Annotated in this window: 23 protein-coding genes and 1 tRNA gene; 8 read left to right on the top strand and 16 right to left on the bottom strand. The window is 58.1% G+C overall.

The features are described 5' to 3' along the window. Window positions 1–101: 101 nt before the first annotated feature. Complete coding sequence (locus tag HL45_RS14200; RefSeq protein ID WP_049971712.1) at window positions 102–1,061, top strand: hypothetical protein; 960 nt, start codon at window positions 102–104, stop codon at window positions 1,059–1,061. A gap of 50 nt (window positions 1,062–1,111) precedes the next feature. Here the strand turns inward: HL45_RS14200 and HL45_RS14195 are convergent, their stop codons facing one another. Both HL45_RS14195 and HL45_RS14190 read right to left on the bottom strand, forming a co-directional pair. Beyond that, complete coding sequence (locus HL45_RS14195; protein WP_233274784.1) at window positions 1,112–1,576, bottom strand: FlaD/FlaE family flagellar protein; 465 nt, start codon at window positions 1,574–1,576, stop codon at window positions 1,112–1,114. A gap of 86 nt (window positions 1,577–1,662) precedes the next feature. Further along, a complete protein-coding gene (locus tag HL45_RS14190; protein WP_049971711.1) occupies window positions 1,663–2,031 on the bottom strand; it encodes a hypothetical protein in 369 nt (122 codons plus the stop codon). A gap of 133 nt (window positions 2,032–2,164) precedes the next feature. On the opposite strand from HL45_RS14190, the gene HL45_RS20010 reads away from it, so the two are divergent. After that, window positions 2,165–3,319, top strand: coding sequence for a PAS domain-containing response regulator (locus HL45_RS20010; RefSeq protein WP_084156937.1), 1,155 nt, complete (start codon window positions 2,165–2,167; stop codon window positions 3,317–3,319). Here the strand turns inward: HL45_RS20010 and HL45_RS14175 are convergent. From HL45_RS14175 to HL45_RS14145, 7 genes are all read right to left on the bottom strand, one after another. Next, a complete protein-coding gene (locus tag HL45_RS14175) occupies window positions 3,311–4,813 on the bottom strand; it encodes a lipopolysaccharide biosynthesis protein (protein WP_049971710.1) in 1,503 nt (500 codons plus the stop codon). The two genes, HL45_RS20010 and HL45_RS14175, sit on opposite strands and share 9 nt — an antisense overlap. Beyond that, entirely contained in the window at window positions 4,810–6,258 is a 1,449-nt protein-coding gene (locus HL45_RS14170) for a sulfatase-like hydrolase/transferase (protein WP_233274783.1), read from the bottom strand. The genes HL45_RS14175 and HL45_RS14170 overlap by 4 nt, the downstream gene beginning before the upstream one ends. Then, window positions 6,150–7,055, bottom strand: coding sequence for an alkaline phosphatase family protein (locus tag HL45_RS14165; RefSeq protein ID WP_049971708.1), 906 nt, complete (start codon window positions 7,053–7,055; stop codon window positions 6,150–6,152). Before HL45_RS14165 ends, HL45_RS14170 begins: the two co-directional genes overlap by 109 nt. Further along, on the bottom strand, window positions 7,052–7,729 hold the full coding sequence (locus tag HL45_RS14160) for a glycosyltransferase family 2 protein (protein ID WP_049971707.1): 678 nt from the start codon (window positions 7,727–7,729) through the stop codon (window positions 7,052–7,054). Before HL45_RS14160 ends, HL45_RS14165 begins: the two co-directional genes overlap by 4 nt. Further along, window positions 7,701–8,879, bottom strand: a complete 1,179-nt coding sequence (locus HL45_RS14155; protein ID WP_233274782.1) for a glycosyltransferase — start codon at window positions 8,877–8,879, stop codon at window positions 7,701–7,703. The genes HL45_RS14160 and HL45_RS14155 overlap by 29 nt, the downstream gene beginning before the upstream one ends. Before the next feature lie 132 nt (window positions 8,880–9,011). Further along, a complete protein-coding gene (locus HL45_RS14150; RefSeq protein ID WP_049971706.1) occupies window positions 9,012–10,028 on the bottom strand; it encodes a histone deacetylase family protein in 1,017 nt (338 codons plus the stop codon). Beyond that, window positions 10,025–10,456 carry a histone gene (locus tag HL45_RS14145; protein WP_049971705.1) on the bottom strand — a complete coding sequence of 144 codons (432 nt, stop codon included), beginning with the start codon at window positions 10,454–10,456 and terminating at the stop codon, window positions 10,025–10,027. The genes HL45_RS14150 and HL45_RS14145 overlap by 4 nt, the downstream gene beginning before the upstream one ends. Before the next feature lie 137 nt (window positions 10,457–10,593). Between HL45_RS14145 and HL45_RS14140 the strand changes: the two genes are divergently transcribed. Continuing rightward, window positions 10,594–10,806, top strand: coding sequence for a hypothetical protein (locus HL45_RS14140; protein ID WP_049971704.1), 213 nt, complete (start codon window positions 10,594–10,596; stop codon window positions 10,804–10,806). A 14-nt stretch (window positions 10,807–10,820) separates the two neighbouring features. Here the strand turns inward: HL45_RS14140 and HL45_RS14135 are convergent, their stop codons facing one another. Then, window positions 10,821–12,272 carry a single-stranded DNA binding protein gene (locus HL45_RS14135; RefSeq protein WP_049971703.1) on the bottom strand — a complete coding sequence of 484 codons (1,452 nt, stop codon included), beginning with the start codon at window positions 12,270–12,272 and terminating at the stop codon, window positions 10,821–10,823. A 201-nt stretch (window positions 12,273–12,473) separates the two neighbouring features. Further along, complete coding sequence (locus HL45_RS14130) at window positions 12,474–13,070, bottom strand: hypothetical protein (RefSeq protein ID WP_049971701.1); 597 nt, start codon at window positions 13,068–13,070, stop codon at window positions 12,474–12,476. Window positions 13,071–13,234: 164 nt separating this feature from the next. Here HL45_RS14130 and HL45_RS14125 point away from each other — a divergent pair. Further along, a tRNA-Arg gene (locus HL45_RS14125) sits at window positions 13,235–13,307 on the top strand. A gap of 265 nt (window positions 13,308–13,572) precedes the next feature. Here HL45_RS14125 and HL45_RS14120 read toward each other — a convergent pair. Together HL45_RS14120 and HL45_RS14115 are read right to left on the bottom strand one after the other, a co-directional pair. Beyond that, a complete protein-coding gene (locus tag HL45_RS14120) occupies window positions 13,573–14,319 on the bottom strand; it encodes a class I SAM-dependent methyltransferase (RefSeq protein ID WP_049971700.1) in 747 nt (248 codons plus the stop codon). A 289-nt stretch (window positions 14,320–14,608) separates the two neighbouring features. After that, on the bottom strand, window positions 14,609–14,977 hold the full coding sequence (locus HL45_RS14115; RefSeq protein ID WP_049971699.1) for a DUF7344 domain-containing protein: 369 nt from the start codon (window positions 14,975–14,977) through the stop codon (window positions 14,609–14,611). A 97-nt stretch (window positions 14,978–15,074) separates the two neighbouring features. Between HL45_RS14115 and HL45_RS14110 the strand changes: the two genes are divergently transcribed. After that, window positions 15,075–15,692: a DUF309 domain-containing protein gene (locus HL45_RS14110; RefSeq protein ID WP_049971698.1), complete on the top strand. Its 618-nt coding sequence runs from the start codon at window positions 15,075–15,077 to the stop codon at window positions 15,690–15,692. Window positions 15,693–16,120: 428 nt separating this feature from the next. Here HL45_RS14110 and azf read toward each other — a convergent pair whose 3' ends face one another. Further along, on the bottom strand, window positions 16,121–16,867 hold the full coding sequence (gene azf, locus HL45_RS14105; RefSeq protein ID WP_049971697.1) for an NAD-dependent glucose-6-phosphate dehydrogenase Azf: 747 nt from the start codon (window positions 16,865–16,867) through the stop codon (window positions 16,121–16,123). 84 nt (window positions 16,868–16,951) lie between these two features. Further along, the gene (locus HL45_RS14100; RefSeq protein ID WP_049971696.1) at window positions 16,952–17,170 is read right to left on the bottom strand and encodes a hypothetical protein; all 219 of its coding nucleotides are present in this window, start codon (window positions 17,168–17,170) and stop codon (window positions 16,952–16,954) included. 86 nt (window positions 17,171–17,256) lie between these two features. Here HL45_RS14100 and HL45_RS14095 point away from each other — a divergent pair, with 86 nt between their 5' ends. Next, on the top strand, window positions 17,257–17,484 hold the full coding sequence (locus HL45_RS14095) for a DUF7860 family protein (protein ID WP_049971695.1): 228 nt from the start codon (window positions 17,257–17,259) through the stop codon (window positions 17,482–17,484). Between the two features lie 74 nt (window positions 17,485–17,558). Here HL45_RS14095 and HL45_RS14090 read toward each other — a convergent pair whose 3' ends face one another. Beyond that, window positions 17,559–18,167 (bottom strand): translation initiation factor IF-2 subunit beta, encoded by a 609-nt coding sequence (locus HL45_RS14090; protein ID WP_049971694.1) that lies wholly within the window; start codon window positions 18,165–18,167, stop codon window positions 17,559–17,561. Window positions 18,168–18,251: 84 nt separating this feature from the next. Here HL45_RS14090 and HL45_RS14085 point away from each other — a divergent pair, with 84 nt between their 5' ends. Both HL45_RS14085 and HL45_RS20470 read left to right on the top strand, forming a co-directional pair. Beyond that, window positions 18,252–18,590, top strand: a complete 339-nt coding sequence (locus HL45_RS14085) for a dihydroneopterin aldolase family protein (RefSeq protein WP_049971693.1) — start codon at window positions 18,252–18,254, stop codon at window positions 18,588–18,590. 85 nt (window positions 18,591–18,675) lie between these two features. Then, window positions 18,676–19,299 (top strand): hypothetical protein, encoded by a 624-nt coding sequence (locus HL45_RS20470; protein ID WP_144240092.1) that lies wholly within the window; start codon window positions 18,676–18,678, stop codon window positions 19,297–19,299. The last annotated feature ends 152 nt before the right edge of the window (window positions 19,300–19,451 follow it).

The following is a 19,451-nucleotide window of genomic DNA, read 5'->3' as shown; positions in this document are numbered from 1 at the left end:
CAGTTCTATTATGAAATCGAACTGGCGTAAGATGGCTGATTTTCACAGTCTGAGACTTTAGGACTAACATAAATAAGGGAATAGAATCCAAAGGAAGTACCATGTCTATATGGAGGCGGTACTCTCTCCAGAACGCCCGCCGGGTTCTGGAAAATCCGTCGCTCCTTCAAGGAGAACTACGACGACTTCGCAAGGATGCCCTGAACGCGAACGCCTACGTCTCGCGGTTGTTGAACGACGACGAGCGAGTGAACGTGATGGCGGAAGATTGGGACAATCTCGTCATCTTGGACGCCTGCCGGTACGATATGTTCGCGGCGAGGGCGAACATCGGCGACCGAGTGACGAGCAAACTCTCGCCGGGGAGCGAGAGTTGGGAATTCATGCAGGAAAGTTTCGTGGGAACGGAATTTCACGATACGGTCTACGTCACGTCGAACCCCCACGCCTACAAACTCCCTGAGGGAACCTTCCACGCCGTTGTCAACCTGCTGGACGACCATTGGGACGACACCTTCCGAACCGTCATGCCCGAAACGATGGTCGAACAGACGCTTGCAGCGTTCGAGCAGTACCCCGACAAACGCATCATCACGCATTTCATGCAACCGCATTTCCCCTTCATCGGCGAAAAAGGGCGAAAACTCGGCCACGCTGGCATCGAAATGCAGTTGGATGCGGACGAACACAGCGGCGAACCGCATCCGTGGAACGCCCTGCTCTACGGCGAGACGGACAACGAATCGGAGATAATCGAAGCCTACGTCGAAAATCTCAACGTGACGCTTCCACACGTTGAGCAACTGGTGGACGAACTCTCCGGAAAATCGGTTATCACGGCAGACCACGGCAACCTCATCGGTGAACGAACGTATCCGATTCCGATTCGAACGTTCGGCCATCCCGGCGGATTACACAAGCGCGAACTCATCGAAGTTCCGTGGGCGGAAATAGATTCGAAGGAACGCCGCGAAATAACGGCGGAACCCCCGAAAGCCAGCGAAGAAATAGACGACGACGTAATCGAGGACAGATTGCGGAACCTCGGTTACGCGGAGTAATCGCGCGGCGAAGCGAACTTCGGACGACCGAACGTAGAGTCAGTAACGAACTACAGCGTGGCGAGTCGCGCGATGTACACCAAACTCAACACGTGGTCGTTCGTGTCGAGGTCGGCAGGGCCGTCGGAACCGAATCGGTCTACCTCCGAAAAGCCGTACATGTACGACTGCAAGGCTTCACAGGCCGGTTCGCTCAACCAGCCGATTTCCTCGTAGTACGAAAGCGCGTTGGAACTGTTCTCGAATCCGGCCTTCTCGATGAGGAAATCGAGCCATTCGAAGACGATGACCTCGGCACCGTATCTGGTCGGGAGCAAGGTCAGGTAGGGCTTTTCGGGAAGCGAACCGGACGCGAGAAACTGCGTTTGCAGTTTCATCAGCTCTTCACGCTGGCTTAGCCGAAAGATGTCTTCCGCAGTCTGTCCGTCGTCCGCGGAGAGGTCGAGCGGCGGCTCGTCCTCGTCCGCCATCCTGCGAAGTTCCCGCAGGTCGTAGTCGGAGGGTTTGATAGTCATTCTGATATTTAGGATACAACCCACTAGACCTATTTAACTCTTGGTGAGGTGTGATTTGCTGACTCTATATCAGAAAAATGGCTGTTCTACTCGTCCGCCGACCCGCCGCGGACTTTTCGCGCGAGGGCGACGACGCCGAGGAGACTGACCAGCACGCCAGCAACGCCTGCGGCGCTTTTACCGCGGCCGGTTTCCGCATCGAAATCGTCCGCGTCGAAATCGTCCGCTTCGAACGTCGTTGCATCGTCCTCGGCGGACGCTGCACGGAGTTTGCGAGCGACAAGTGCGATACCGGCGACTACGAGAAGACCGAGGAGCGGTTTTACTAGCGAGCCGACCGACCGACCCGACGATTCGGACTTCGTGCGCGCACTTGCCGGTGCGGTGTCCTCGTCGGGGTACACTCGTTCTTCGACGAGTGCGGGTTTTTCGATGTTGACTTCGAGGAGCGACATCACAGTCCTGTTCGTTGCCTACCACCGTTATACCTTCTGGCTTGTCGTGTGCATCCGTCTCGTCCTGCCCAAATATCATAATTCATAATAATCATTACGTCAAATTTACGTACCCCGGCGAGTATTCGTGGGTATGACGGTGTCCATCTGCGTCCTTCTGGTTGACGATGAACCAGACCTTGCGAACATGACGTCGCTTTTTCTTCAACGCGAGCATGACGCAATCGAGACGCGGACGGAGACGAACCCTGTCGATGCACTCTCACGCCTCGAAACGGAGCGATTCGACTGCGTCATCAGTGATTACGACATGCCTGAGATGAACGGACTGGAACTGCTCTCTGCAATCCGTGATTCGCACTCTGAACTGCCGTTCGTCCTCTTTACGGGCAAGGGAAGCGAGGAAATCGCCAGCGAGGCGATTTCCGCGGGCGTCACCGGCTATCTCCAGAAGGAAACGGGCACCGACCAGTACACCGTCCTCGCAAACGTCGTCGAGAATGCGGTAGAAAAGTATCGCGCGGAGCGCGCACTCAGGGAAGAACAGGCGTTCACCGAAAGTGCGCTCAACTCGCTTTCCGACATCTTCTACGCGGTCGATTCAGACTACGAATTTCTCCGCTGGAACGACACGATCGGCGACGAAACCGGCTATTCCGACGACGACATCGCGGAAATGCGACTGACCGATTTGGTGGCCGACGACGTTGCTGCCGATCTGGATTCGATTTTCGCGGCTGAAACCGGCGTGTTCGAAACGTGTCTGCGAACCAGCGACGGAGACACCATCCCCTACGAATTTCGCGGCGCGACGTTCACCGACAGCGACGGCACGGTTGGTATCTGTGGCGTGGGCCGGGACATAACCGAGCGACAGTGCCGGGAAGAAGAACTCAGGCGAAGCGAACGCCGGTTCGAAGCCATTTTTAACGACCCGTTTTCCTTCATCGGACTCCTCGAAACCGACGGGACGGTCATGCAGGTGAACCAAACCGCCCTCGACGCTATCGACGGCGACGTGGAACAGGTCGAAGGGAAACCGTTCTGGGAGACGCCGTGGTGGAACGTTTCGACCGCCGTCCAAGACGAACTCCGTGACCGAATCGCCGACGCGAGAGATGGGAAGTTCGTCCACTTCCGCGCCGAAAACCGAACTGCTGAGTCGGATTCCCTCGTCCTCGACGTTTCGATTCGCCCCGTCCGCGGCGAATCGGGTGCGGTGGAGACGCTCATCGCCGAGGGACGAAGCGTCGAGCGTCTCAAAGAGCGAGTCGAGGACTTAGAGTGACGGGAACGACCCGCGAACCGCTTCTTCGAGGGTGTGCCGGACACCCGGACTGACGGCCAGAAGGAGGCCGACGTAGACGACACCGCCGACCGAAACCAGCACCCCGAGGTCTACCCACGACTGGACGGAAATCGAAGCGCGTGCCGTCGAGACGACGGCGAACATGGCGAGGCCCGCACCGACCTGTTCGACCATCGGGCGCGAAATCGGAACGAGTCCCGAAACCGTCTGTCGGAGAAAGTGGAAACCACCGAGATACACGAGCGTTTCCGCGACAATCGTCGCAATCACAACGCCGATCGGGCCGAGTCGGAGCGTCAGCAGAACGCCCAGTACGAGGTTTACCGCGACCGCAACCGCCGACAGTCGCATTGCCACGTCCGGCCTATCGAGTCCGTTGATGGCTTGCACGAGCGGGCCGCTTTGGCTCCGGACGACGCGGTATCCGGCGAGTCCGATTAGCAAGGGTGCAGCGTTTCGGAAGTCGGGGCCGTAAACGGTCACGACGAGCGATTCGGCGAGCGCGAGCGACCCGAAGAAAATCGGAACCGCGAGGATTCCGGCGTAGGCGATTGTGTTCGACACGTCGCGTCCGATACCGCGTTCGTTTCTGTTTCCGCTCTCGTTTCCATTCTCGTTCTCATTCCCTTCACCATCCCCGCTGCGAGCGTGACGGGCGCTCACGGTCGCCATCAGTCCGCGTCCTGCAACGTCGGCGACGAACACCGCCGGAAGCGTGAGTTTCCACGCCACTTCGTAGAACCCCGCCGAGGCCGAACCGAGCAGAAATCCGAGCAGGAGCACGTCGAGGCGGTCGTAGGTCGTCCCGAGCACGCTCGTCGGAACGCTGTATCGTGCGTAGTCACCGAGACTTCGGAGGAATGTCCGGGAAGGAATCGCGGGTCGTGCCGAGACGAACAGCGCGATTACCGGAAGCGTGAGTGCCGATGCGACGGCGAGGCCGTACACCATCCCCGCCCCGGCGATTCCGGGAAGCGCGACGAACCAGAGTTGAAGCGGCAGTGTCAGCACCGACCGGAGAGTGTCGTTCCACGTCGCGGCGCTGATTCGTCCCCGTCCTTGGACGAGGCTCTCGATAGTTTCGTACATCGATTCGGTCGCCAGCAAGAGGACGAGCAAAACGGGCGCGAGTGCGAGGCCGGTGTACGCTCGCAGAGCGTCACCGGCCACCAGAACGGCAAGAACGGCGAGTGCAACCCAGAACGCGTTGAACAACAGTTGCGCCCCGAACGCAGGTGGTCGAAGCGAATCGGATTCGGAGAGTCGCTTTTTCGCGGCGAGCGACCACCCGTTCATCGGTCTGTCGGCGATTTTCGCTACCGCGAACAGCAGGTAGACGCCGCCGAACGTCGCGGGGCCGAGCCATCGAGCGAAGATGACGGTTCCGGCGAAACCGACGGCCGCCATCGTGAACTGGGCGGCGGTTCCGCCGAACGTCTCCCTGCTAAGGCTGATTCCGTCGGCCTCGCTCATGCGTAGCCTAAATCGCGCAGTTGAGCTTCAACCGACTCCGAGACGGCCACGTCGTTTTCGATGACCCGTTTGTCGAGTTCGTCCACGAGGGATTCGATTCGCTCCCGTGGCTTGTCTATTTCGCCGAGTTCGTGAAATCCGTCCAGCGCTTCCCACCCGTAGTAATCGGGAGCAATCAGCGCATGCATCTCTCCATCGAGTGGTTCAGTGTCGAATCCGTCCCGCCCGAGCGCGATTCGGTGGCGGTTCGTCAGGCCGTGATACTCCGCCAGAAACTCGGTTTCTCCGTCGTTCTCGGCGGTTTGTGTCCCTTCGAGCAAACTGCGCCCTCGTGATTCGCCGTCTATACCCACCATGTCGAGCACCGTCCGATGAACGTCGAGCAGGCTAACCGTCTCTTTCCGTACAGCGTTATTTCGAGATTCGCTCCGCTCATCTCGCTCCCGCTCCCAGATACAGAGTGGAACCTTCGTCACTTCGGGATACAGCCCACAGAGATGTTCCCACGCGTCGTACTCGCCCAACACCTCGCCGTGGTCGGAGAGCGTGATGATGTAGTCGAACTCCTCGCGCAGTTCCGCGAAGATGGCGCGATACATGGCAGAGAGGTACCGAACGCTGTCGTCGTACGCCTGCCGAATCGTTTCCGGATTCGCTTCCGGCCCTTCGAGTGTCGCCCGTAATCCGTTCAATTCCGGAGGTTCCACGGTTCGATACTCCTCCGGCGGGGCGTAGGGCGTGTGGGCTTCCATCAGGTTGACGAACAGAAATTCGTCGTCGCCGAAATCGGTTTTGCGGACGAACTGAAGCGCCTCTGTTGCGCCGTCGTCGTGGGTCGCTTTGCCCCACCCCAAATCACGGAGTTTCAGCAGTGCACCGCGCTTGAGCGAGGGAACCGTATCACAATCCCCGGTCAGCACCTCCTGTAGGGCGTAGAGATAGCGTTCCGGCCCCTGTTCCCTCGTTTCGGCGATGAACCCGTCCCAATCGAAGACGTTCTCCGAGAGGGCTTCGAGTCGCCAACTCCCTTCGAACGTTTCGAATCCCCGGTGAAAATCGAACGGTCGGGAGACGTTGACGTTCGCGCTGAACGCCCGCGTGGTGTACCCCGAATCGCGGAAGGATTCCGCGAGAACTGGCTCTTTACAATCCAGCAGTTGCGCCCCAGCGTACACCCCCAGTTCGCTGGCGTACGTTCCGGCGAACAGGGAGGCATGGGCCGGAATCGTCCAGTGTGAGGTTGAATAGGCGTTCTCGAATCGCTGTCCCGGAAGCCAGTCGAAATGCGCGTCGAAGGCGTCCTTCCGGAGCGTGTCGAGGACGACGAGCGCGACGTTCATCGGTACCCCAACGCCGACAGTCGGTCGGCAACCGACGTTTCCGTTTTCTCCATCCACGATTCCGGGTCGTGCGACCCGGAATCGTTTGCGGTGGTGACGACCCACGGAACCTCCCGGAGGACTCGAATCGGCACCTTGTCCGGATGCCCGTAAATATACCATTCGCCGAACCCGTTGCCGTGGTCTGCGGTCAGCACGACGCGGCGTGCATCGAGGTTGTCGAGTAGGACTTTCACGTCGGAGAGGACGTATCTGAGGTTTTCCCGGTAGGAGTCCCAGACCTGATTTCGCGTAAGGTCACCTCTCCGCAGGCGCTCCCAGACGCCGACCCGACTGCCGAACTCGTCCCGACTCATCGCGTCGCCCGGAATCGGGTCGGGAACCGAGGGAAAATGCGGTTGCATGTAGTGAACGACGAGTTTTTCCGCGTCGTGTTCGCGCCCCGCCGAAATCGCGCGGTCGGTAACGGCGCGAGCGGGAACCGTTCCGAGTTCGTCGTCCCATGTGTTGCGCCACACCTCGTCCAATAGGGCGAAGTTTTCCGCATCGAGATGCTCGTCGGAGTTCGGATTCGCCGTGACGTGAACCGTGTCGGTACAGTCTCGGCTCGAAAAGTTTGCTCGCATCCATTCGTCGGAGCGCGTCCCCGCCGACTGGAATCGGCTGATTCGGTCGATGAACGAAAATTCGTTCGCAACTTGTCGCATGCAATCGACCCGACAGCCATCGAGGACGACGAGCGCGTCCCACGGTTGGTCGTATATCGACTCGCCGTAGTTCCGGCGCTCGCCGACTCTTCGAAGGACGCCCTTGTACAGTTCGTAAGCCGACTTGTCCACGCCGTTCCACCCATCTTCACGAACTCGGCCCTTGCTTTCCGCAACCCAGTCGTCGAGCGTCATCGCCTTCCTCCGGCATATCGAACCCTATCGACCGCGTTCCAAAACCCACGTCGCCAGAGCCAGTCGTTGACTCGTCCGACGGTCGTCTGCGGGACGATTCGCTCCCGATAGCGATTGGGATATTCGTGTCGAAGGCGCGCTTCTTTTTCGTCGTCGATTCTCGCCCGCGTCCTGTCGGGATGGTACATCACCAGATTCGGGTCGTACCGGCAGGTTCCGTGGGATTCCATTCGCCATCCGAACTCGGTGTCGTCGCGCCACCCAGCGTACTCGCTGTCGAACCCTCCGACGGAACGCGCCGTTTCGCGGTCGAATACGAGGTTACAGCCGACGTACAACCCTTCGCCGTGATACGTTCTCCCGCCCTGTACGGCTCCCTCGACACAAACCGTCTCCTCGTCCTCCGCGAGTGCTTCCGCCGCTTGTGCCACCCAGTCGTGTGGTGGTCGGCAGTCGTCGTCGGTGAGAGCTATCGTGTCCGCCTTCGCGGCTTCGATTCCGGCGTTTCTCGCCTCGCAGATGTCCATCTCTCCATCGTCCACCACCAACACCTCGAACGCCGTCGTCGTCTGATTGCGGAGGGCGGCGACCACACCTTCGTGGTCGTTTTCCGGAAGCGTCGGAATCACGACCGAAACGCGAGGCTCAGTGGATGTGTACGGTTTTCGTATCATTGTTGACTGCGGAGCGCTTCGAGGCGGCTTCCGCGTGCGTTCTGCTGACGAGTTCGAGAAGGTCGTCCGCGAACGTCGTTCGGTCGTAGCGTTCCGCAAACCGTCGAATTTCGTCGCCGTCAAACTCGTTCGAGTCGAACCGTTCGATTGCGGCCCGCAGTGACGCCACGGTCGGTTCAAACCGGTGTCCGGTCACTCCGTCCACGACCTGTTGGCGGGTGTAGCCTTCATTCACCCCGATGAGCGGTTTTCCGGCCGACAGCGCTTCCGCCCCCACGAGGCCGAAATCCTCGTCCTTGGGTGCGTAGACGACTGCGGTTGCACGAGCGACCACGTCCTCTATGTTGTCCACGTAGCCGAGCAGTTCGATGTTATCACAGCCGCGTGCCCTCCGTTCGAGTGCTTTGCGTTCTTGGCCATCTCCGACGACGACGAGGCGTTCGTCGAGTCCGGCGAACGCATCGACCACGAGGCCGATGCGTTTTTCGGGCGAAAGTCGCGACCACGTCACGAAGTAGCCGTCATCGCCGTCATCGTACCAGTCGCCGATAACCGGGGGATAGAGAACCGCGGAATCTCTGTCATAGTATCGCTGGATTCGGTCACGCACCAGTTCACTGTTGGCGACGAACTGGTCAACGTAGTCGTTCGCCTCCTTGTCGAGCGTTCGCCACCATTTCGCGTAGCCCTTCAGCGCGAAGCGGATGCCGGGGTAGTCGAACCCGGATAGCCGCTCGCGGTAGAGGTCGTAGAGCCACCGCGGCGGACTGTGCGGATAATGAAGCACCGTCTGTTCGACGGGCGGAACGTATGATTTCGAAAGCGGGGCGCTCTCAACCAGCACGTCGTAATTCGTCAGTTCGTCGTGTGCGTCGGTCAAATCGAGTGCGACCGACAGCGTTTCCAACGGATTCATCCCCTCGTTTTTCCATTCGAGAAATCGGCCGGAGACGCCGCGAGTGTACTTTTCCTGCTGAATCGGGATGACAGTCACGTCCTCCGGAAGGCTGACGCCCTCCGCGACGTACGTCGTGTAAATCGGCGCATCGAGCACTCGCGCTGTCTCGATTGCGAACCGTTCTCCGCCTCCCATCCCGGGAAACCGGTCGTGCAACACCGCCGAAGAAATGCCCTGTCGTTCCTGCTTCATTGGCCCACCCATCGGGTTTGACAGTGCTACACCGTAGCCGAATATAAATTGTATGCCAGATTTGAAAACAGTGGTCGCTCTCCGTGCGTCTTTCCCTCCCGAATCAAAACGCTACTTCTGAATCCCTGCGATTCACGCCGAATCCAACAGCGGATGGGACGATCGAACCGCTGAAACGGCTTCCAACACGTCCTCGTTTGCTTTCTCTTCGGGGACGACTGGCTCCATCCCGTCGAACACTTCGTGAACGATTGCGACCCCGTCGGAAAGCGTGTCCATTCCGTAGCCGCCTTCCAGAACGAATCCGAGCGCGGAATCGACTTCGTCCGCGACCGCACGAACGCGCGCAGTGAGCATCCCGTATCCCTCCGTCGAGACGCGCATCCGTGAAATCGGGTCGTGGCGGTGAGCGTCGAATCCTGCACTCACCAACAGCAGGTCGGGGTCGAACGCCGTAATCGTGGGTGCGACCAACTCGTCGAGCGTCGTTCTGTATTCTGGGTCGCCCGACCCCGCCGGAAGCGGGACGTTGAGGGTCGTCCCTTCCCCGTTACTTTCCCCGACCTCTTCGATTTCGCCCGTCCCGGGATACAGCCCTTCCTCGTGAATCGAGGCGTAAAAGACGTTTCCGTCGTCGTAGAAGATGTCCTGCGTTCCGTTTCCGTGATGAACGTCCCAGTCGAAGATGGCGACGCGTTCTGCCTCCCCTCTGTCGATGACAGACTGGGCCGCGACCGCGGCGTTGTTGAAGAAACAAAATCCCATGGCGTCGTCGCCGACCGCGTGGTGTCCCGGCGGTCGGCCGAGCGCGAAGGGCGTATTCCGTCCGTTGTCACCCGCCAATGCCCGCTTTGCCGACCAGCACGATAGTCCGGAACTTTGCAGTGCGGCGTCCCACGTCGCTTCCACTGCGACGGTGTCCGGGTCCCAATTCCCGCCGCCGTTTTCGCAAAACTCCCGAAACTCCGCGACGTAGCCTTCGTCGTGAACCGCGGTTACCTCGGATTCCGTCGCTGGAGCGGGGTCGATATACTCGACACCGTGTTTGCGCGTGAGTGCCTGTCGAATCGCACGCAGGCGGTCGGGCGTTTCTGGATGTCGTTTACCGGTGTCGTGAGCTAAACACGTCTCGCTGTAGCCGAATTTCATTCGAACAGCCTGAAGTAAGTCTCGATGTCCTCGGCCTTAACCGTTCGCCGGTCGGCGTGATGTGCGAGAATCGACGCGGCGGACGCCACGTTGTTCGCGTAATCTTCGAGAATGTCCGCCAACGCGACGCGCGCGCCCATTGCGACACGGTAATCGTTGTCAATGTCGAGGCGCGCGATTCGGTCAACTGGGGCAACTGGCAGGGTGAGGTCGTCCTTGTCGATGACCTGTTGAACGCCGAAATCCCCCGCCATCAACGTCTTTCGTCCATCCCTCGTCGCCTCCTTCGCCGCATCCGTCGCCAAATCTGCGCCATGCGTCTGAATCCGGCGGGCGAGTTCTTCTGCCGCCCCCGCACTGACGCGGAGGGAACCCGCGTTTCGTCGGATTATCGTATCGACCGGCGCAAACGGAAGCTCAACGCTCATAATCCAACAGCGGGAGTGTGTCGTCCTTAATCTTTCCCTACAGCCGTTCGCGGCAAACTGGACGGGTCGAATATCGCGGATTGGATAGCGAATCTGCCAGCACGAATAAGAGCGATGACGTTGAACCATCGGCTACAATGAGCGACGACAACCCACGCGGACGCGACCGAACGCTGGCCAAAGAGAAAGAAGAAGCCGAAGAAGCGGAAGACAAGGAAGAAGCCGAGCAAGCCCGCGAAGACGAACTGGAAGACGAAACCGAAGTCGAACACAAAGAAGCGCGCGAAGATGCCGCGGCCGACGAACAGAACGTCGATAACCACCGCGACGAAGAACCGTTCGAGAGCTGAATCGAGAACGAGAACTAAAATACGTCTTCTGCGTCGAGCGTTCCATCGCGGAGTTCGCCCCGGGCGGTAACTTCCTGCCCGAGGTGAACGTCCGCAGTCGTCTCGACGCTCACCGTTTCTTCGCCGTCGTCGAGGACGACGGGGTTCCCGGCCTGTACGACCGTGCCGGTAAATTCGATTTGTTCGCCAGCGGTGCTGTCCGTTGTTCCGTTCGTATTCGTCGTGCTCGTTGCACTCGTGCCGGTGGAATCTACTGAATCGTCATTCCCATTTTCGTCTTCATCTTCGTCGCCACTGAACGCACCCAGTCCGGTCGTCTCGCTGTCACTCGACTCACTCGACTCGGTCGATTCCGTCGGCGAACCGCTGTCGAGGACGGAGATTGTGGACTGCCACCCGGCGGAGGCTTCGATGTCGTCGGCCCAGCCGTCTTTCACGTCCACGTCGGCGAACTGAGCTTTGTCGCCCGGTGCGAGTTCGATGTCCGCCTTCTCACCCCAGAGGGCGACTCGGATGTCGCCCGTTTCGTCCTGCACGCGGACGTTTTTGACCTGTCCCTCCGACCCGTCGTCGCGGTCGAACGTTCGTTTCGGGTCGGCGGAGCGAACCACGCCCGCGATGTCCACCGTGTCCCCCATTTGGAGGTCGGCGATTGGCGTGCTTTCGGGGACGTAGTCGATGTCCGCGTCGATGGTTTCGACTGCACCACGGTTGCCGACGTGAAGTTCGAGACTCCCGTTTCGCTCGCGTACGTAGCCATCGACCACTTCGACCGAGATGCCGGGCGAGAGTTCTTCGGCGGTGTTCGCCTGTTCGTCCCAGAGCGTGACGCGCAGTCTGCCCGTTTCGTCGCCGAGGGTCAGGTTTGCGACCTGCCCCTCGGAACCGTCGTCGCGGTCGAACGTTCGAACCGCGCTGGTGTCCAACAGTTTTCCTTGCAGGTTCACGTCCGACAGACCGAGCGAGAGGTCGGAAATCGAGTAGGTGTCCTGCACCTGCACGTCGATTTCCGTGTCCTCGTCCTGTTCGGCTTGGTCGACGCTGACCTCAGTGCCGTTGTAGCCGTCCTTCGGGCGACCCTTGATTCGGAGCACCTGTCCGGTTTCGAGTTCTTCCTTCGCGGCCTCGGCCTGTTCGTCCCAGAGCGAGATGCGAATCGACCCGGTTTCGTCTGCGACATCGACGTTCAGGACGCGGCCGTCCTCGTCGTCCCCATCGCGGTCGAAGGTGCGAATATCGCCGACGCTCGTGACCTTGGCGATGAACTTCACTTCGTCCATGCCGGGTTCGACGTCGGCGACCCCGTTCACTTCGTCCTCGTCTAATTCGTGGGCAATGAGCATCGCGGCGGTTTCTTTGTCCGCAAGCCCGCCCATCTGTTCTACTTTTTCCTCGACGGCGTCCCGGAACTCGTCCAGAGAGATGTCGGCGTCGAGGTCCCCATGTACCTCGTCTATAACGCCCATAATCGTACTGTGGTGCAGGGTTGGCCGTCGCTTAAGCGTTGTCTTTGTGTCGGCAGACCGACGCCGTCCGGCGGTTGTCCCGCGGGCAATTGTCTCTTGTTTCGACTCATGGACGACAGTGGCCGCGTCTTCTAAAATAAACCTACGCCTCGTCGATAGTTACGACGCTGTTCGTCATCGCAGTGCGGTCGAACCAACTGTTCACGTTCCCTCGGTGGACTCCCCGCTTCCGTGTCCTGCCGAGGTTACTTCCTTCGTCTCGCCTTGGCTCTGGTGGGAGACGGAGACTGAACTCGGAACCCCGGAACTGAACGCGAACTCCGATTCGTATTCGATTGCGCCGAGACACTGCTGGCAGGTGCTGACGCCCTCTCCTTCCTGTTTCTTCGCGCGGATGGTGACGTTCATCGTCCCCGACTCTCGGTCGTAGTTGACGTTCCCCAGCTTCGGCACGTGGCACGGGTCGCTCGTGCGAATAGTTCCGGTCACGAGAACCGTGGACTCCGATTCGTTGAACTCGACAGACGCTTCTTCGGGGTTGCCGTCCGCACATCCGGCGTTGACGATTTCGACCGACCGATTCTGGAGCGACGGGTTGGATTCCGTCGTGGTTTCCCCGCCCGTGGTTTCTTCCGTCGTCTCGTCGGTCGTTTCTTTAGTCGATGTTTCGGTCGGCGTGGATTCGTCCTCGGTGTCGTCCGGTGCGCCGCCGGGCGAGCCGCTGTCGCTGAGACAACCGGCCAACGCGCCAACTGTCATCGCCGCGCCCGCTTGTTTGAGGATGGTTCGTCGTTGCATATCAACAACCACCATGCCCATCCTAAAAGAACTCCCGTAGGCGAAAAGAGCGATTTGAGTTACCCGCATATTTCGGTTCACGGATATTCGAGGGACTGCGTGGCACACCCACAGTGTCCCCAGACCGTAACCCCTATTAAGGCAACCGCGAAATGAATGAATGAGTCCTGGTAGGGTAGTGGACTATCCTCTTGGCTTGCGGAGCCAGGGACCGGAGTTCAAATCTCCGTCAGGACGTCATTCTTACGGAATCAACCCGAGAGAGCCGACGCCTCTCTCGGATCATGGAGGAAGATGACGACTCGCGGAGATTTGAGCTAGCGAGACGCACGCCCGCGGAAGGAGCGTATGCGACTGAGCAGGAACGTCTCGCCAGTTCAAATCTTCGTTGGAGCACTCACTTTCGTTCGTGCTCCGACGTGCCTTACGCTCTCTTCGCTCGCGTGAGACTCCGTCAAGACGGGTTTCGAAATCCCATTCCGACGAATGTAACGAGTCGGCGCTACTTTTCTGCCCGAATCAGTACCTTCTCGTTGCTGAACCCGCGAATAGTTCCCTCTTCGACTGAAACGTCGTACACGGTTCCTGCTTCCGGCTTTCGCACGAATTCGGCCAACTTCTCCCGTGATCCTGCATCCGGATTCGTGCGTTCGACCCACGACTCGTATTCGAGTTCCTTGCGCATGGTGACCGATTCGTCGATGGTAAACCCGGCCTCGCGGAACCACGCAAGCCACTCTGGGGCGGAATAAGCTTCACCGTGGGTCGGGTCGCGGAGACGCTCGAATCGGTTGTAGAAGTCGGCCAGTTCGTCATCCTCGGGCGCGATGTTGTCCTCGAACGCGAAAACGCCGCCGGGTGCAAGGATACGAGCAACTTCGTTCACGAACGCCTGCGGATTCGGAAAGTGGTGGGCCGCGATTCGGCAGGTGACGGCGTCAAAACTGCCATCTGCGAACGGGAGGCGTTCCGCGTCGGCGACGATGCCGAGGAGGGCGAACGCCTCGGTTGCGGTTTCGACCATTGCGGGAGTTGCGTCGGCGGCGAAGACGGTCTCCGCGTTTTCCGTGAGCGCCTTGGCGGTGTGGCCCGCGCCGCAGGCGATGTCGAGCGCCCGATTCGCGCCGTCGCACCACGACGCGAGAAGTTCCAAATCCGCGCCGGATTGGTGAACGTCACTATCGAGATAGGAACGCGCAACGTCGCCGAAGGAGGCCGTCGTCGCCCGCTTGTGGTCGAGGTCGTCCATGCGAATGCTACAACTGTTGGTGGTATGATGGTTGGTGTACGGTCAATTCTGACCGGACGAACCCTAAGCACGTTCTGCAACGTATGCTATGATTTCACAGGCCAAATATGCCTCCAACCGTGACACTTTTCAACCCTGCACGAGTATTTACTCGTGTATGAGTAAAATCGAAAACTACCGACTGTTCGTACAGGATTTGAAGAAGTGGGCTGTGAAGAAGGCGGCAGAGAAGTAACCCCCTGTATTTTTCCGCGCGACGAGGCGAACGACCGGTCCCAACCAGTATCTGTCAGTTGCTGTTCTTGCTTAGCGGACGCTCCACCCGCGCCGCGAGGAGCAAGAACAGGCCGAACAGACGTCCTGGTTCCCGAAACCGCGCCATCTCGGTTCTCGAATCGTACTCTACGACACCTGCATTGGCCAGTTTCGGTAAGTCTACGTTCCGCAAACGCGCCACCGTCTGTTCGAGTTCCGTTTCTGTCACATCTTCGGTCGATTTCTCGCGCCTCCACGCAGTGATTTGCAAAGCGACGTCTTCGAGTTCGGTAGCGGCGTCTACCTCGTGAAGATAGTAGAGTACGTACCGTCGCTGTTCGTTCGCCAATAGTTGGAATATTTTGTTCAGTGACCCCTCGTCAGCAACAGTTCCCTGCGACATCGCCTCTCTGGAATACGCGACGGGTATGAATAATCATTGTGGTGTGTTATCACACACCAATCCAAAGCGATTTTCGAGGTCGTCCGAAACGTTTCGTATGAACGATTTCCTCCGGGCCGGACTGGCGATTTTCAACACAGGTGAGTTTCACGCCGCTCACGACGCGTGGGAAGACCACTGGTTGATCCTCGACCGCGACACCGAAGACGAGCGATTTCTGCACGGCTTCATCCAGTTCACCGCCGTCGTGTACCACGCACAGCATGCGAACTGGGACGGGATTCGCGGATTGGCCGAAAGCTCCGTCTTCTACCTCGACGGACTTCCCGCGGACTACCGCGGCGTCAACGTCGGCGCTGTTCGCTCGTACCTCGACGCAGTTCGTCACGACCCCGAATACGTCGAACGAGTTGCACCGCCGCGACTGACTCACGAGGGCGCTGTTCTCCTCCCGGACGACCTCGATTTCGACGCTTCAGCAGTTGCCGCGCTCGTTCTCGCCGAGGAGTTCGGCTACGACGAGTGGGTAATTGAGAAGGGTATCGAGTTCGCGCGCGCGGACTTGGAGTCGGGCGACGAGGGAAGCTCGTTCATCACCCTCGTCATGGATTTTGTGCGAGACATCGAGAATCGAGGACTCATCTTCCAGCGACTCCGTGGCCACGTCGAAAAACGGAATGCCCGTGAACGCGACGTTGACGGCCTGTTTGAGTGATTCTTTGCCTTGATAGCTTTCTCCTAACAAGTTTGCTTTTTGTCTTCGGATCATCTCTTCTACTTCTGTGCCGCTGGGTATTCACGACAAAATCGACGCAAACTCTGTGGTGCGTGCGTCGGCAGGCCCGAGGAAAACGCGGTTTCTGTGAAACCGCGAACGCGAGCGGTGTAACCGCGAGCAACCGTCCGAGGACCTGCGCGGGTTCGTGCGAGGGATGACTGAGCGAAGCGAAGGAATCGGTTGGGGAGGTGTGTGGGTGGTTGCGGTGCGGTGGCGGTTTGATTGGAGTCGTGACCTCCTAGCAACTCATCCACTTTTTCTCTCAATATCCAACAAACATCCTACCGTATCAATGTGCATAGAGATATAGTACACAAAACATCCGCTAAAAACTGAACAAAAACGAAATAACGAAACCTCTGCTGCTAGTCGAAGTGGGCGGAGTTGTCCTGCGGGTCGTACCCGAACACTTCGCGCGCTCGGTCGATGGAGTAGTATTTTCGGTCGTTGTCGGAGATACCGTAGACGATTTCGTAGTCGTACTCCGCCTGCAGACAGCGGTCGAAGAGGTGGGCACAGTCGCGGTAGGAAAGCCACATCGCCTGTCCGCGCTCGTAATCTTTCGGTGGATGCCCTTCGGTGAGGTTGCCGATTCGAACGTTGGCCACGCTCAGGTCGAACTCGTCGTGGTAGTAGCGGCCGAGCACTTCGCCCGTCGCCTTGCTCACGCCATAAAGGTTACTGGGTCGGGGAAATTCGTCACCGTCGAGTCGGAACTCGTCGTGGGGTCGGTAGAGGTCGGGTGTGCGCTCGTCGGTTTCGTAGTTGCCGACCGCGTGGTTCGAGGAGGCGAAGATAAATTTCTCGACGCTTTCCGAATCGACTGCGGCCTGTAGGATGTTGTGCGTTCCGTCGATGTTGTTGCTCAGAACGCTGTTCCACGGGGCCTCGGGGCGGGGGTCACCCGCGAGGTGGATGATTGCGCCCGCGCCATCGACAGCCTCGTAGACGGCGTCGTAGTCGGTGATGTCCGCGACAAAAAAGTCGTTCGACGATTCATCTGCCGGTGGTTCTCGGTCGAGGAGTCGCCAGTCGTATTTCGATTCGAGGTCGCCCAGAATCGCCGACCCGACCCGACCCTCAGCACCCGTGAGAAGAACGGGATCGTCCATTCAGTCGGCTAGAGGCACAACGGTGATAAGAACCATGCGGTTTCGCTCACGTCAACACGATTCCAAAAATGGATCTGTCGGAACTCAGGCCAGCACGCGCCGAAGAACCTTGTCGCGGGCCAGCATGACGCCTGCGATGAGTGCAACAGCACCCATGACGCCGAGCCAGATTGCAGTGATACTGTCGCCCGACGCGGCGGTTTGAAGGCCGTCGTACTCCGCGAGCAGGCCGAGAGCCGTCAGCAGTACAGAGCCGAGGGCGTACAGTAAGACCCCGCCGATTTCAACGAGTGGTTCGTACATGCACCTCTGTGGGAACGTGACGTAAAAGAGCGTTTCGTTGGTTCCCGGCGGAACGTTTTTCTGGGATTACCTCGGAAATCGACAGTATGGGACGATACGGAGATTTGGATTATCCGAAACTGACGAAGCGAGGGTTCTTCCTCGGCGTCGCACTGCTCACAATCGGTGCGCTCGGCGAAATCGTCGGAACCGCACTCTACGGCCCGCTTCCCGCGTGGGAAAACGCACTATTCACCGACCTCGAAATCATCGGCATCCTGCTCGGATTGCTCTCGCCGTTCGTGTTCGGAATGTTCCTCCCGCTGACGGAATAGCGAGAAAAACGAACGGATAGAAGGAAAAAGCGATAGAGCAACGGCCAGAGAAAATACGACCAGAGAGAGCGCAATTACGCGAGACGCGAGAACGCGAGATTTCCGCGGACGCTCTCGACGTAGATTTGGACGACGTCTCCTTCCTGTGCGCCCGGAACGAAAATCGTGTACTTGCCGCGTTCCGCGACACCGTCGCCTTTGCGGCCCGTGCCGGTGATTTTGACCTCGTAGGTTCGGCCTTCCTCGACCGCATCCTGCTGGTGGGTTCGACTGGACGTGCTTCGTTTCGTGACGGGGCGGAACGCACCACAGGCGTCACATCGAAGCATGAGGTTGCGGTCTTCGCGGACGAGGCGCGTGTCCGGCAGGCCACACTCCGAACAGGTGACGAACTCCTCTACGTACTCGTCCAGTGCGGCGTCGAAGTCGGATTCCGTGAACGACCCGCTGTAGCGGGCCTGTCCGTCCTCAAACTTCCCGCTGGTACCGAGTTCGCGCTGGAGCGCGCTGTGAACGTGTTCTGCGTCACGGGAAAGGGAGTCCGCGATGTCACCGAGGTTCGTCAGTCGTGTGAACGACCCGTCTTTCTGTACCGCCGGGTTTGGGAAACTAAACCGCTCATCACTCGTTTCGAGGTCTGGAACCGCGTCCATGCCTCTGTCGAGAGCTGAATCGTAATCCATACTCGTGCCTGGTTGTGGACGCATAAAGGTTCTCCGTGTTCCATGTCATCACGAACTTTAACCCCCGAATCCCACAGACGACTCATGGAACCGACCACCCGAGATTCGGCCTGTTTCGAGGCGGGAATCAAATTCGGCGCGCTGTATCACCAGTTCGCCGGAACCCCGGTTAACCCCGAAAGCGCGGCCAGTCTCGAAACCGCAATCGAGGAGAGCATCGAAAACCAGCCCTTCTGTGAATCGGTCGAAGTCGAGATTTTGACGGATAAATTGGCTGACGCGATTGACCATGGCTATACAGAACTGACTGGCAAGTTCATGGAAGTCGAAATCGTTGTGGAACAGGAAGGAACTAAGGTTGTGACGAAAATGGAAATGGAAGATGGCTATCCGATGATGAAAATCGAGTCGGTGACGAAATAAGCTAGCGTAAGAGAACAGTAATCTTGGTATTATAGTCAATACAAAAGATTCAATTAATCTGATTATCAACGTCGCCTGCTAGCAAATGAATGACGATAGTTCGTCTGTTCCCTCGGCGACGTCTAATACTGACGCGCTTGAAGTTGCATTAGCCGAATCTCGGAGAACATTCGATAAAACTGTCTCACGTTTGGAGGAAATAGATGACAAGGCGATGAGGAGTGTACGAACTGCCGTACTGCTTGCCGGTTTTGTTGCCTCGGCAATTGGTGTCGGTGGCCCTAGTTCAATATCTGATTTTGGTGTGTTTCCTGTTCTCCTTGTTGCGATTGGAGTAATTTGCCTTATCATTTCTATAGTTTTAGGCATAGGGACATACACTATTACTCAGTATCCATCCGGAATTGGTAGTAGTCACCGAACAGATGTAATTACGGGTGGCTACAACAAAAAAGAGTGGTTGGTAGATATGATAAACGAGTATGATGAATGGATTTCGGAAATAAATACAGAAATTCGTAGAAATGGAGGTTATCTAGATGTGGTTCAAATTTCATTAGCGTTTGCAGTAGTATGTTTGCTAATCTCTTCATCTATGATTGTAGTGAAAGCTGCATATGATATACCTCCGCTAATCACGCTTTCAATGATTCTTTTGTTTGTGCCTGCTATAAATTACCCCAAGAACTTAGTATCTGGTCGAACATAGTAGGAAATAGGAAAATGGGTAAATCTCATAAAACCGGTCGAAACCGCGAACCAGAACGGATCAAGAAAGGTTCGTCGTTTGCGCGAAAACTGTTCGGAAAATTCGGTATCAAATCGGTTCGTGCTGACCGTTCAGAACACAATTAACTATTC

Origin of the sequence: Haladaptatus cibarius D43 (assembly GCF_000710615.1) — an archaeon.
In the GTDB taxonomy this organism is placed as follows: domain Archaea; phylum Halobacteriota; class Halobacteria; order Halobacteriales; family Haladaptataceae; genus Haladaptatus; species Haladaptatus cibarius.
Note: the sequence above shows the minus strand (reverse complement) of the source record. Positions and strands in the feature narration are given on the sequence as shown.

What these genes read in the sequence shown, in the direction of transcription:
- HL45_RS14200 (WP_049971712.1), top strand. Translation starts at nt 102, where the DNA reads ATGTCTATATGGAGGCGGTACTCTCTCCAGAACGCCCGCCGGGTTCTG.
- HL45_RS14195 (WP_233274784.1), bottom strand. Translation starts at nt 1,576, where the DNA reads ATGACTATCAAACCCTCCGACTACGACCTGCGGGAACTTCGCAGGATG.
- HL45_RS14190 (WP_049971711.1), bottom strand. Translation starts at nt 2,031, where the DNA reads ATGTCGCTCCTCGAAGTCAACATCGAAAAACCCGCACTCGTCGAAGAA.
- HL45_RS20010 (WP_084156937.1), top strand. Translation starts at nt 2,165, where the DNA reads ATGACGGTGTCCATCTGCGTCCTTCTGGTTGACGATGAACCAGACCTT.
- HL45_RS14175 (WP_049971710.1), bottom strand. Translation starts at nt 4,813, where the DNA reads ATGAGCGAGGCCGACGGAATCAGCCTTAGCAGGGAGACGTTCGGCGGA.
- HL45_RS14165 (WP_049971708.1), bottom strand. Translation starts at nt 7,055, where the DNA reads ATGACGCTCGACGACTGGGTTGCGGAAAGCAAGGGCCGAGTTCGTGAA.
- HL45_RS14160 (WP_049971707.1), bottom strand. Translation starts at nt 7,729, where the DNA reads ATGATACGAAAACCGTACACATCCACTGAGCCTCGCGTTTCGGTCGTG.
- HL45_RS14155 (WP_233274782.1), bottom strand. Translation starts at nt 8,879, where the DNA reads ATGAAGCAGGAACGACAGGGCATTTCTTCGGCGGTGTTGCACGACCGG.
- HL45_RS14150 (WP_049971706.1), bottom strand. Translation starts at nt 10,028, where the DNA reads ATGAAATTCGGCTACAGCGAGACGTGTTTAGCTCACGACACCGGTAAA.
- HL45_RS14145 (WP_049971705.1), bottom strand. Translation starts at nt 10,456, where the DNA reads ATGAGCGTTGAGCTTCCGTTTGCGCCGGTCGATACGATAATCCGACGA.
- HL45_RS14140 (WP_049971704.1), top strand. Translation starts at nt 10,594, where the DNA reads ATGAGCGACGACAACCCACGCGGACGCGACCGAACGCTGGCCAAAGAG.
- HL45_RS14135 (WP_049971703.1), bottom strand. Translation starts at nt 12,272, where the DNA reads ATGGGCGTTATAGACGAGGTACATGGGGACCTCGACGCCGACATCTCT.
- HL45_RS14130 (WP_049971701.1), bottom strand. Translation starts at nt 13,070, where the DNA reads ATGCAACGACGAACCATCCTCAAACAAGCGGGCGCGGCGATGACAGTT.
- HL45_RS14120 (WP_049971700.1), bottom strand. Translation starts at nt 14,319, where the DNA reads ATGGACGACCTCGACCACAAGCGGGCGACGACGGCCTCCTTCGGCGAC.
- HL45_RS14115 (WP_049971699.1), bottom strand. Translation starts at nt 14,977, where the DNA reads ATGTCGCAGGGAACTGTTGCTGACGAGGGGTCACTGAACAAAATATTC.
- HL45_RS14110 (WP_049971698.1), top strand. Translation starts at nt 15,075, where the DNA reads ATGAACGATTTCCTCCGGGCCGGACTGGCGATTTTCAACACAGGTGAG.
- azf (WP_049971697.1), bottom strand. Translation starts at nt 16,867, where the DNA reads ATGGACGATCCCGTTCTTCTCACGGGTGCTGAGGGTCGGGTCGGGTCG.
- HL45_RS14100 (WP_049971696.1), bottom strand. Translation starts at nt 17,170, where the DNA reads ATGTACGAACCACTCGTTGAAATCGGCGGGGTCTTACTGTACGCCCTC.
- HL45_RS14095 (WP_049971695.1), top strand. Translation starts at nt 17,257, where the DNA reads ATGGGACGATACGGAGATTTGGATTATCCGAAACTGACGAAGCGAGGG.
- HL45_RS14090 (WP_049971694.1), bottom strand. Translation starts at nt 18,167, where the DNA reads ATGGATTACGATTCAGCTCTCGACAGAGGCATGGACGCGGTTCCAGAC.
- HL45_RS14085 (WP_049971693.1), top strand. Translation starts at nt 18,252, where the DNA reads ATGGAACCGACCACCCGAGATTCGGCCTGTTTCGAGGCGGGAATCAAA.
- HL45_RS20470 (WP_144240092.1), top strand. Translation starts at nt 18,676, where the DNA reads ATGAATGACGATAGTTCGTCTGTTCCCTCGGCGACGTCTAATACTGAC.